General features: G+C 71.3%; 11 protein-coding genes. 4 read left to right on the top strand and 7 right to left on the bottom strand.

Going from position 1 to position 11418, the window contains the following annotated elements:
• Window positions 1-301: 301 nt before the first annotated feature.
• The 3 genes from G3I56_RS17440 to G3I56_RS17430 all read left to right on the top strand — a co-directional run bounded on the left by G3I56_RS17440 (window position 302) and on the right by G3I56_RS17430 (window position 4351).
• Window positions 302-1066 carry a DeoR/GlpR family DNA-binding transcription regulator gene (locus G3I56_RS17440; RefSeq protein ID WP_164409892.1) on the top strand — a complete coding sequence of 255 codons (765 nt, stop codon included), beginning with the start codon at window positions 302-304 and terminating at the stop codon, window positions 1064-1066.
• The gene (gene pfkB / locus G3I56_RS17435; protein WP_164409891.1) at window positions 1063-2010 is read left to right on the top strand and encodes a 1-phosphofructokinase; all 948 of its coding nucleotides are present in this window, start codon (window positions 1063-1065) and stop codon (window positions 2008-2010) included. Before G3I56_RS17440 ends, pfkB begins: the two co-directional genes overlap by 4 nt.
• A gap of 283 nt (window positions 2011-2293) precedes the next feature.
• Window positions 2294-4351 (top strand): fructose-specific PTS transporter subunit EIIC, encoded by a 2058-nt coding sequence (locus G3I56_RS17430; RefSeq protein WP_164409890.1) that lies wholly within the window; start codon window positions 2294-2296, stop codon window positions 4349-4351.
• 80 nt (window positions 4352-4431) lie between these two features.
• On the opposite strand, the gene G3I56_RS17425 is transcribed toward G3I56_RS17430, so the two are convergent.
• From G3I56_RS17425 to G3I56_RS17410, 4 genes are all read right to left on the bottom strand, one after another.
• Window positions 4432-5181 carry a DUF6227 family protein gene (locus G3I56_RS17425; protein ID WP_164409889.1) on the bottom strand — a complete coding sequence of 250 codons (750 nt, stop codon included), beginning with the start codon at window positions 5179-5181 and terminating at the stop codon, window positions 4432-4434.
• Window positions 5182-5361: 180 nt separating this feature from the next.
• On the bottom strand, window positions 5362-6609 hold the full coding sequence (locus G3I56_RS17420) for an Ig-like domain-containing protein (RefSeq protein ID WP_164409888.1): 1248 nt from the start codon (window positions 6607-6609) through the stop codon (window positions 5362-5364).
• A gap of 155 nt (window positions 6610-6764) precedes the next feature.
• Window positions 6765-7832, bottom strand: a complete 1068-nt coding sequence (locus tag G3I56_RS17415; protein WP_164409887.1) for a P1 family peptidase — start codon at window positions 7830-7832, stop codon at window positions 6765-6767.
• Window positions 7822-8658 carry a low temperature requirement protein A gene (locus G3I56_RS17410; protein WP_343239971.1) on the bottom strand — a complete coding sequence of 279 codons (837 nt, stop codon included), beginning with the start codon at window positions 8656-8658 and terminating at the stop codon, window positions 7822-7824. Before G3I56_RS17410 ends, G3I56_RS17415 begins: the two co-directional genes overlap by 11 nt.
• Before the next feature lie 155 nt (window positions 8659-8813).
• Here G3I56_RS17410 and G3I56_RS17405 point away from each other — a divergent pair, with 155 nt between their 5' ends.
• Entirely contained in the window at window positions 8814-8999 is a 186-nt protein-coding gene (locus tag G3I56_RS17405; protein ID WP_164409885.1) for a hypothetical protein, read from the top strand.
• A gap of 52 nt (window positions 9000-9051) precedes the next feature.
• Here the strand turns inward: G3I56_RS17405 and G3I56_RS17400 are convergent, their stop codons facing one another.
• The 3 genes from G3I56_RS17400 to G3I56_RS17390 form a co-directional block, all read right to left on the bottom strand.
• Window positions 9052-9558 (bottom strand): MscL family protein, encoded by a 507-nt coding sequence (locus G3I56_RS17400; RefSeq protein ID WP_164409884.1) that lies wholly within the window; start codon window positions 9556-9558, stop codon window positions 9052-9054.
• A gap of 138 nt (window positions 9559-9696) precedes the next feature.
• Window positions 9697-10209 (bottom strand): RcpC/CpaB family pilus assembly protein, encoded by a 513-nt coding sequence (locus tag G3I56_RS17395; RefSeq protein ID WP_343239970.1) that lies wholly within the window; start codon window positions 10207-10209, stop codon window positions 9697-9699.
• Window positions 10210-10482: 273 nt separating this feature from the next.
• Complete coding sequence (locus tag G3I56_RS17390; RefSeq protein ID WP_164409883.1) at window positions 10483-11346, bottom strand: S-methyl-5'-thioadenosine phosphorylase; 864 nt, start codon at window positions 11344-11346, stop codon at window positions 10483-10485.
• Between the last annotated feature and the right edge of the window lie 72 nt (window positions 11347-11418).

The following is an 11418-nucleotide window of genomic DNA, read 5'->3' as shown; positions in this document are numbered from 1 at the left end:
CGCGATCAACCTCATCCGCATCAACGCCTGGCTCACCGACCAACCCCGCGCCCGCACACGGACCAGCCCCCTGGCAGCACTTCGCCCCGCCGCATAACGACGGGGCGAAGCATCAGAGACCGGGATTCGCCAACAGCGTCCCTCAGGTGCCGGGCCCTTTCCCCTGTGTGTGTCCGAACCGCACCCCTTACAGAAGCCTGATTGTGTCCACATCGCGCCCGAATCTGTTTACTTCGCGGAAATCCGGGCGTAGTCTCCGAGTGAAGTCACAAGTTCGGGCATCGGTCGGAGGTAAACGGACATGTACGCACCGGAGCGGCAGCAGGAGATCCTGCGGCTCGCCCGTGACGGCGGGCGGGTGGACGTGCTGTCCCTCGCCGAGCAGTTCCAGGTCACCGCGGAGACCGTCCGGCGGGACCTGAAGGCGCTGGACCGCGCGGGCCTCCTGCGGCGTGTGCACGGCGGGGCCATACCGGCCGGCCGCCTCGACTTCGAGCCGGACCTCACCGAGCGCGAGTCGACCTACGCCGACGAGAAGGACCGCATCGCCAAGGCCGCCCTCGCCGAACTGCCCACCGAGGGCACCCTGATCCTCGACGCCGGCTCGACGGTCGCACGCCTCGCCGCCGCCATCCCGCTGGACGCGACGCTCACCGTCGTCACGCACAGCCTCCCGATCGCGGCCCGCCTCGCCGACCACCCCGGCATCCAGCTGCACCTCGTCGGAGGACGCGTCCGGCACCGTACCCGCGCCGCCGTCGACGCCTGGGCGCTGCGGGCGTACGGCGAGATCCGCGCCGACGTCGCGTTCGTGGCCGCCAACGGGTTCTCCGCCGAGCGCGGGCTGACCACGCCTGACCTCGCCGAGGCCGCCGTGAAGCGGGCCGCCGTGGAGGCAGCCCGCCGAGTGGTGCTCCTCGCCGACTCGACGAAGCACGGCCAGGAGCACTTCGCCCGCTTCGGCGACCTGGGCGACGTGGACCTGCTGATCACCGACAGCGGGCTGAGCCCCGAGGACGCCACCGGCCTGGAGCGCGGCGGCGGCACGGAAGTGGTGCGCGCATGATCCTCACCGTCACTCCCAACCCGTCCCTCGACCGTACGTACGAGGTTCCGTCGCTCGACCGCGGCGAGGTCATCCGGGCCACCGGCGAACGCATGGACCCGGGCGGCAAGGGCGTCAACGTCTCGCGGGCCGTCGCCGCCGCCGGGCAGCGCACCGTGGCCGTGCTGCCGCTGGGCGGCGCGCCCGGAGCGCTTGTCGCCGTCCTCCTCGACGCCCAGGGCATCGAGGTCGCGCCGGTGCCGATCTCCGGGGCCACCCGCTCCAACATCGCGCTCGCCGAAGCCGACGGTGTGCTGACGAAGATCAACGCACCCGGTCCCGAACTCTCTGCCGCCGAGCAGGAGTTGCTCCTGGAGACCGTGCGCCGGCAGTCGGCCGAGGCCGACTGGATCGCCTGCTGCGGCAGCCTGCCGCGCGGCCTCGCACCCTCCTGGTACGCCGACATCGTCGCCCGTACGCACGCCGCGGGCGCCCGGATCGCCCTCGACACCTCCGGCCCGGCCCTCCTCGCCGCCCTGCGCGAGCGGCCCGACGTCGTCAAGCCGAACGCCGAGGAACTCGCCGAAGCGGTCGGCCGCCCCCTCGCCACGATCGGCGACGCCGTCAAGGCCGCCGAGGAACTGCGCGAACTCGGCGCGGGCGCCGTCCTCGCCAGCCTCGGCGCCGACGGGCAGCTGCTCGTCAACGGCTCCGGCACCTGGTTCGGCAGCGCGCGCGTCGACACCGTACGCAGCAATGTGGGCGCCGGTGACTCCTCGCTCGCCGGGTTCCTGATCGCCGGCGGCAGCGGGCCCGAAGCCCTCGCCTCCGCCGTCGCACACGGCGCCGCCGCCGTCCAGCTGCCCGGCAGCGTGATGCCGACACCCGCCGACCTCGACCTGTCCGCCGTGACGGTGACGAGCGAGGTACCCGTGGACCGCGTACTGAGGGAGCCGGTGTCATGAGCTTCCGGTTGTCCGCCCTCCCTGATCCGGCCCTCTGTTGTCGCGCATGCCGGTGCTGCCGCCGCCGTCCGGCTGCCCGGCAGTGTGATGCCGCCGCGGGAGCCCGCGTCATGGGTTCCCCACCGCGCATCCCCCCTGAACCGGCCCTGACGCGGCGGGGCTCCCCCGGCCCCGCCGCAGCCACCCCCAAGAACCCCCAGCGCAGTACCCGTACCACCTCCACCCCCGTCCCCAGCCCCGCCCACCCCACGCCCCGGGCGCAACGCGTGCGAAGGAGCCCGCGATGAGCGAGATGATCACCGCGGACCTGGTCGATCTCGACCTGTCCGCCCAGACCAAGGACGCGGCTGCCCGTGCCCTCGCCGAGCGCATGGTGGCGAAGGGGCGGGTGACCGACCTCGACGGCTTCCTCGCCGACGTGGCCGCCCGCGAGGCGCAGATGCCGACCGGCCTCGACGGCGGTATCGGCATCCCGCACTGCCGAAGCGAACATGTGACCGAGCCGACGCTCGCCTTCGGGCGCAGCGCCGCCGGGATCGACTTCGGCGCGGCGGACGGACCCGCCGACCTGATCTTCCTGATCGCGGCCCCGGCCGGCGCCGACGACGCCCATCTGACGATCCTCTCGTCGCTGGCCCGGCAGCTGATGAACGACGAGTTCACCGCGGCCCTGCGCTCGGTGGGCGACGCGGCGAGCGCCGCCGCGCTGATCCGCGGCGACGAGACGCCGGCCGTCGGCGCCGACAGCTCCGCGGCGGTTTCGGCGGCGGCCTCCGCCGAAGCCGCCGCGGGTCCGAACGTGAGTACGGACGCGGGTACAGCCGGCGATGATGGCGGGCGGCCGTTCCGTATCGTCGCCGTCACCTCCTGCCCGACCGGCATCGCGCACACGTACATGGCGGCCGAGTCGCTGGAGAACGCCGGCCGTGAGGCGGGCGTCGAGCTCGTCGTCGAGACGCAGGGCTCGGCCGGGTTCACCCGGCTCGACCCGGCGGCCATCGCCGACGCGGACGGCGTGATCTTCGCCCACGACGTGCCCGTACGGGAGAAGGAACGCTTCGCCGGGAAGCCGACCGTCGACGTCGGCGTCAAGGCAGGCATCAACAAGCCCGCCCAGCTCATCGCCGACGTACGCGCCAAGGCCGAGCGCGGCGAGGTCACCGCGAGCGCCAAGGGCGACGGAACGCCCGTCGAACGGACCGGCGAGTCCGGCGACAACTACGGCACCAAGCTGCGCAAGTGGCTGATGACCGGCGTGAGTTACATGGTCCCGTTCGTCGCCGCGGGCGGTCTGCTGCTCGCCCTCGGCTTCGCGATCGGCGGCTGGGAGATCAACAAGGCGCCCTCGGTCATGGAGCACTTCTCCTGGACCCAGGTCGACAGCTGGGGCGCGCTGCTCTTCCAGATCGGCGGGGTCGCCTTCGGCTTCCTCATCCCGGTCCTGGCCGGCTACATCGCCTACGGCATGGCGGACCGGCCCGGTCTCGTCCCCGGTTTCGTCGGCGGCATGATCGCCTCGAACATCGCGGCCGGCTTCCTCGGCGGTCTGGTCGCCGGTCTGCTGGCCGGTGGCATCGTCCTCGCGATCCAGAAGATCAGGATCCCACCGGTGCTGCGCGGCATCATGCCGGTCGTGGTGATCCCGCTGATCTCCTCGCTGATCGTCGGCTTCCTGATGTTCGTCGTGGTCGGCAAGCCCATCGCCGAGGCCCAGAAGGGCATGACGGACTGGCTCTCCGGCCTCTCCGGCACCAATGCGATCCTGCTCGGCGTCCTGCTCGGCCTGATGATGTGCTTCGACCTCGGCGGCCCCGTCAACAAGGTCGCGTACGCCTTCGCCACCGCAGGCATCGCAGTCCAGGACCCGAGCGACTCCGCGATGAAGGTCATGGCCGCCGTGATGGCCGCCGGCATGGTCCCGCCGCTGGGCATGGCCCTGGCCACCGTCGTCCGCCGGAAGCTCTTCACCCCGGCCGAGCGCGAGAACGGCAAGGCCGCCTGGGTACTGGGCGCGTCCTTCATCTCCGAGGGCGCGATCCCGTTCGCGGCGGCGGACCCGCTGCGCGTCATCCCGGCCTCGATGGCGGGCGGCGCGGTCACCGGCGCACTGTCGATGGCCTTCGGCGCCACGCTGCGCGCCCCGCACGGCGGCATCTTCGTGGTCCCGCTGATCGGCAGCCCGTTTCTCTACCTGATCGCCATCGCGGCCGGCACCTGTGTCACCACAGCCCTGGTGATCGCCCTCAAGAGCATGCGCAAGCAGGCACCGGGAGCCACGGCCGCAGAGTCGCCGGAGGACGCCGCGCGAGCGGCCGAGAAGAAGGAGCCGGTGGCGGCGTAAGCGGCGCGACGAGCAGGTCAACACCCCAGTGGGCCGGTCGCCTTGGCGACCGGCCCACTGGGGTGTTGACTCCGGTCGGGCTACGACGTCCGAGCCGCCCGGCGCTCCATCGCGTCCCGCGCCCCGTCCTCCGTCGGATACACCTCGCACATGTGCCGTCCGTCGGGCGTGGCCGTGTGCTCGATCTCCCAGAGGGAGATCTCCTCACCGCCGGGCAGCAGGAAGGCGTGCTCGTAGAGGGAGAAGCCGATGCCGGCCCGGCCCGCGCGGCACGGGCGGCCGAACGCCTGGGTGATCCGGTGCGCGAACGCCGTACGCAGCAGGTCGGCGATCTCCGCCCCCGGCCGGTCCGTGTTCTCCGCACGCCTCAGTAACCGGCGGGCGTGGTCCGCCGAGTTGTCGTCCGGAACGTACCTGTGCCGCGGCTGGACCATCGCGGTGAGCTGCACCGTCACCGGTAGCTCGAAGTCCGGGGCGTCCGCCGGCAGCGGGAGCCGGGCCGTCGCGGCGCGCAGCTCCTCCTCGTCCACGTAGACCTCGGCCTGCGGACCCGACCCGGGCGCCGTGTTGTGCACCAGTTCCCAGAGGGTGAGCGCCGAGCCGTCGGCGAGCAGCCAGGTATGGCGGTACGTCTCGCGGTGCAGCCCCGCGCTGTGGTGCGCGGAGTGCAGCGAACTGTCGTGCGCCAGCGCGCAGTCGAGCCGACGTATCGCCTCGTCGGGCAGTTCGAAAGAGTTCAGCGCACGACCCAGAAGTCGCTCGAGATGCTCCTCCGGAGACTCGGGCGACTCGGGTGGTTCGTACGCTGCCGTCTCGTACGGAACGCTCAAGGCTTCTCCCGGCGTTGCTGCATGTCACCTTGTGGGTGCATACCGTAGCCCCTCGGTCGGACATCATGTCCGCGAACCGAGAAAACATACGTCCAGAAGACGCCCGGGCCGCGCGAAAAGTTCCCGCGCGGCACCGAAAACCGTCGATGATCCGTCAACACGCCCTGCTGGGGCGGTAGTTCAGGCGGCGCTCCCGGCCGTCCACTCGCTCCACGGCAGGTTCCAGCCGTTGAGACCGTTGTCCGGTGCGACCTGCTTGTCGGCGGAGTTCTTGACGATGACGACGTCCCCGATCATCGAGTTGTCGAAGAACCACCTGGCGGGCGTGTCCCCTTGGGCCCCCTGCGCATCCCGCAGCCCCACACAACCGTGACTGGTGCCCGTACGCCCGAAGGGCGGGTTGCTCTGCTTGTACCAGTAGTTGCCGTGGATGAAGGTCCCGGAGGTGGTCAACCGCATCGCGTTCGGTACGTCCTTGATGTCGTACGCGTTGGCCAGATCGACCGTACGGCTGTCCATCCGCGTCTCCCGCAGCTTCTCGGAGATCACCATCTGCCCGTTGTACGTGGTGAACTCCGGGCTGCCGGCCGAGATCGGGATGTTCTTGCGGGTCTGCCCGTCCCGTACGACCGTCATGGTCTGCGTGCTGACGTCGACCGTGGACACCTGCGAGCGCCCGATCGTGAAACTCACTGTCTTCTTCTGCACGCCGACCGCGCCGTTGGCGCCCTTGACCCCGTCCAGGTCGATCTTCATCGTGACCTTGGAGCCGGCCTTCCAGTACTCCTCGGGCCGGAAGTCGAGCCGCTGCGCCCCGAACCAGTGCCCCACCACCTGCTGTCCGCTGCTCGACGTGACCGTGATGTGCGACCGCACGGCCGCCTGGTCGCTGATCGCCTTGTCGAAGGTGAACGACACCGGCATCCCCACCCCGACCGTCGTCCCGTTGTCCGGCGTGTACGTCCCGAGGAAGCTGTTCGCCTTGGTGACCGTGGTGAAGGTCGAATCGGCGGCCCGGGCCAGCCCGTCGGCGTCCTTCGCGGTCGCCGCTATTCGGTACCGAGTCCCACGCTCCAACTGCTGCCCCGGCAGCCAGCTCTGCCCGTCGGCGGATATCGCCCCCGCCACGGCAGCTCCCGTCCCCGCGACGGTCATCCGCACGTCCGTCAGCGTGCCACCGCTGACCTTCACCCCGGTCGTGTTGATCGACGCGCCCGCCGAACCGTCCTTCGCGGAGATCGCGATCCGCACGGCCGACGTCGCGACGGAGCCACTGCCGCCCTTCCCGCTGCTGCTACCGCCCTTGCCCCCCTTGCTGTCGTCGCCTCCGCTGTTGTTGCCACCGCACGCGGTGAGGGACAGCGCGCCGACCATCAGGACGGCACATGCCCCCAGTGCGCGCCGAGCTGTTGTGTTCGGCGTTGTCACGGGCTGCTCCAGTTTTGTGTGATGTGGGTGATCCGCTCCACTGCGTGAGGAAAGAGGGGAACACCCCCGGCCCGGGTTCCCACCGATCATGCTCACGTCCATCACGTGACAGAACCGCGACAATCGCACCTCAACCAAGAAGAAAACCACCGGAGTTACCGCTCCCCGTGCGGTTCCCTGTACCGCTCCCCACGCGGTTCTCCGTACAGCTCCCCGTACGACGGCCACGCCCCGCCCGGCCCCGCCACCGACTCAGCCGCCCGCACCGCCCGGACGATCGCCCGGGTCACCAGGTCCGCGCCCGCCTCCAGGATCTCGTTCAGCGCGAGCGGGTCTTCCCCGGCCAGAGGACGCGCCCCTGTCGCCAACGTGAACACGGTGTCCCCGTCGGTGAGCAGGTGCACCGGCCGTACGGCACGTGCGATGCCGTCGTGGGCCGTGCCGGCCACCTTCTGGGCCTGGGCCTTCGACAGTGCCGCGTCGGTCGCGACCACCGCGAGGGTGGTGTTCAGCGGGGGGAGCGGAGTCTGCTCGGCCACCTTGGCCAGCCGCCGTCGCGCCGCCTCGTGCACCCCGGCCGCCGGGTACTCGACCCGCCGCCCCTCGAACAACTCCCCGTACAGCACCCCCGTTTCCGGATCCACCGAATACCCCGCCGCGTTGGCCACCACCAGCGCCGCCACCGTGATCCCCGACGGCAGTACGGTGCTGGCGGTGCCGACCCCGCCCTTGAGATGTCCGACCACCGCCCCCGTACCGGCGCCCACGCACCCCTCCGCCACCGGCGCGCCCAGTTCGCTCGCGGCGGCTGCCTCGACCGCTGCCCGACCTGTGGCCGCGTCCGGCCGGGCCCGGAAGTCGCCACCCCGGCCCAGGTCGAAGACGCACGCTGCGGGCACCACCGGCACGACGTGCCCGGCATCGGGCCCGACCCGCACCCCACGCCCCCGCTGCTCCAGCCAGGCCATCACACCCGACGCCGAGTCCAGCCCGTACGCGCTGCCGCCCGTCAGCACCACCGCCTCGACGCTTCGCACGACGTTGCGGGGATCCAGGGCGTCGGTCTCCTTGGTGCCGGGCCCGCCGCCCCGCACGTCCACGGCCGCCACGGCTCCACCCTCCGGTGCGAGTACGACCGTCGTCCCGGTGAGCCACCCGTCGCCGATCCGGGTCGCGTGCCCCACCCGCAGGCCGGCGACATCTGTCAGAGCGTCAACTGTCATGAGGCCCAGTGTTGTCCAGCGTCCCCCCGTCCTGCTTCCCCTGACTACCTGGCCGCCTCCGTGTCTTCGGCCCGCTGCTCCCCGCCCACCGTCCGGCGGTCAGCGTCACCCCGGCCGCCACCGCGAGCGCCGACACGAGGCCCGCCGCGAGTACGGCCCAGTCGCCCAGGAACGTGCACACGATCACCAGCAACGCCGCGGACGGCAGGGTCAGTTGCTCGACGACGCCCACCTTGAAGTAGCGCGAGTGCAGGGCCCAGACGGTGACGAGGAAGAGCGCTGTCGGGAGGGTCACGGCGGCCGACGCGGCCGTCGTGGAGATGTGTGCCTTGCCGACCGCCTGCTCGACCGCCACCTCCAGGCCCGCGCCGATCGCGGCGGCCGACGCGAAGATCAGATAGTGGCCGTACCCCCACAGGAACGCCTGTCCGCTGGTGCGCAGCCGACCGTGGATGGGAACGGCGAAGTAGATCCACCAGGCGGCGAACACGATGAGCAGCCCGCCTGCCGCGATCGGCAGCAGATCGGCCAGCGCGTCGTTCTCCTCCACACCCGACTTCACGGCCACCGTCGCCGCCGCGATCGCCTCGCCCAGCACGGGGAAGAAAACCATGGCGTAGTTGAGGATGCCCTCGCCCGGGTGCCCCTCGGCGACGGCGTGCACCAACTGGACGCCCGCCTGGGCGACGGCCACGACGAAGCAGAGGTCGAAGAAGAGCTCCAGCGGTGAGGCGACCCGGTGCGACTCGTCGCGTCCGCGCGCGGTCAGCCTGCGCAGGGGCGTGTCGCGGCCGGCACCGGCCGAGGCGTCGGGCTGGTCGGGCACGGCGGCCACAGGTTAGGAACTGGACGTCATACGCCCCAGCACAGCAGATGGGCCCACCGTGCGCAGTCCGAAGGGCGGCGCCGGAGCGTGATCGTGATCCGGCCGGTGCCCCACGGCCCGGGGCGGGCCCGGAAGGTGGGCCGTACCCTGGAGGCATGAGCAGCCCCACCGCCCCCGAACCCCGTGCCCCCAAGCCCGCGCTGATCTTCGACGACCCGCTGGACCAGCAGTCGTCGGACGACACGGACCATGGGTGGGGCGAGCGCCCGGGCGACGGCGGCGGCGACAGCGCCGCCGACCTGAGGCGCTTCCTCGACGAGAAGCCGCCCCACCACATCTGACACCTCTGAACCACGCTCAACGGCCTCTGTACGAGGCCGCCGAGCGCGTCGGCTAGCGCTCCTTGCGCTCGGAGTCCCGCTGGGCCACCAGGGACTCGTTGTGCCCGGCGCCGCGCTGTGTCACCAGCGCGTCGCGGATCTCCTTGAGGACCTCCAGCTCGCTCACCTCGATGACCTCCTGCGCGCCCTCCTTCGCCTTCTGGCGCGCGGCTGCCCGGGCCAGGTACTTCGACATCGGCAGGACCATCAGGAAGTAGACGACGGCTGCGGTGATCAGGAAGGTGAGCGTCGAGCCCAGGACCGAACCCCACATGATCCGGACGCCGGTCGCGGTGTCGCCGGTGCCGTTGCAGGGGTCCTTGAGGCAGGAGCTGTAGTTGTCCAGGTTCTTGGTCCCGAACGCTCCCACCAAGGGGTTGATCATGCCCTTCACCACCGAGTTGACGACGTTGGTGAACGCGGTGCCGATGACTACCGCGACCGCCAGATCGACGACGTTTCCGCGCGTCAGGAAGGTCTTGAAGCCCTCCAGAACGCTCGGTTGCTTCTTCTCGCTCACCGCGGGGCCTCTCCTCGTACACGCAACTGGTGGAACAAACAGTTCCGCAACCTACGTCAACGCCCGGCAGGCATGTCCAATTGGGTAACTCCAACGAGGGACTTGACGTCTGACGGTTCGAGGCGATCACGTTACGGCTCACCACAGGGTCACCGCCAGCCTCGCCGTGGCACCCGCGCCGGCCAGCCGGGACGCCGTGGCGTGCGGCACCGACAGCACGATCAGAGCCCCGCCCTCTCCCATGCCGTCCTGGGACGCCGGGACCTGCGGCACCTGGGTCACCCGTGCCCGGCGCGCGACCACCCGGGCGTCGGTGCCCGTCGGCGACTCCTCGGCCGCGATGACGTCGACCCGGTCACCGGGCCGCAGCAGCCGGACCGTGGCCGCGTCGGCGATCCGTACCGGCGCCGTCACCATCTGCACCGCCGGCCGCGCCCGTACGGGATCCGCCACGGGGTGGCCCCGGACCCGTCCGGCATCGGGTGGTGGTCCCGCCGCCTGGCGTGGGCCGGCCGCGACGATCGCCGCCGCCGTGACAGCGAGGCCGACGGCCAGCGCCCGCCTCCGGTGCCCTACCAGGCGCCGCAGTCGATACCGCCCGCCGCGCACCCGCACGGGGGCGAAGTGCGGCACCTCGCAGGGCGCGGGCACGAGCGGAACAGAACGCCCGGAACGTACGGGATGCGCGGAGGACACGGGATGTACGGAAGACGCGGGACGTACGGAGGACACGGACACGGGGACCACCACCTGTGACGAGGGAGCTGCTTGCGCTCCCACGATGAGGCTTCTCGGCGAACCGTGCTGAGGCCTGTGTGCTACTCGCCGGTTGTGGACAACTCGCTCACCCGAACGGGAGATTCCGCCCCCGTCGGCCTCGTACGGCGGCCCCCGCCGACCGCGTACCCCGCTACCCCGGCCCCGTCAGGGCAGATCGAACCCCGGGTCCATCCCGCCCAGCGCCTTCGTGCACAGGCAGTCGCGGGTCTCGCCCGCCGGCAGCGCGGCCACCGCGTCGAACAGGACGCCCCGCATCCGGTCCACGTTCGCCGCGAACACCTGGAGCACCTCCTCGTGCGAGACGCCCTCGCCGGTCTCCGCGCCCGCGTCGAGGTCGGTCACCAGGGCCAACGACGTGTAGCAGAGCTCCAGTTCACGGGCGAGCGCCGCCTCGGGATGGCCCGTCATGCCCACCACCGACCAGCCCTGTGCCCGGTGCCAGAGGGATTCGGCGCGGGTGGAGAACCGCGGCCCCTCGATCACGGTCAGGGTGCCGCCGTCCACCGGCTCCCAGTCGCGTCCGCGTGCCGCGCCCAGGGCGAGCTCGCGGCCGACCGGACAGTACGGGTCGGCGAGGGACACATGCACCACGTTGGGGACGGCGCCGCCGGGCAGCGGCAGGCCGTCGAAGAACGTCCCCACTCGGGACTTCGTACGGTCGACCAGCTGGTCCGGTACGAGCAGGGTGCCCGGGCCGTACTCGGGCCGCAGCCCGCCCACCGCGCACGGGGCGAGCACCTGGCGTACGCCGACGGAGCGCAGCGCCCACAGGTTGGCGCGGTAGTTGATGCGGTGCGGAGGCAGGTGGTGGCCGCGTCCGTGCCGGGGGAGGAAGGCCACCCGGCGGCCGGCGACCTCACCGAGGAACAGGGAGTCACTGGGGGATCCGTACGGCGTGTCGACCTGTACCTCGGTCACGTCGTCGAGGAAGGAGTAGAAGCCGGAGCCACCGATCACGCCGATCTCGGCACCCGCGGGATTCGCCTGATCCTGATCCTGATTTGCCATGCCCGCACCCTAGCCGGGCGCGGAAAACCCTCGTGAGCCCGTGAGCCCGTGAGCATGCGAAAACGCCGAAGA

This window comes from Streptomyces sp. SID12488, assembly GCF_010548275.1.
Classification (GTDB): Bacteria; Actinomycetota; Actinomycetes; order Streptomycetales; family Streptomycetaceae; genus Streptomyces.
The sequence above is the reverse complement of the archived record's forward strand: the minus strand, read 5'-3'. Positions and strand labels throughout refer to the sequence as shown.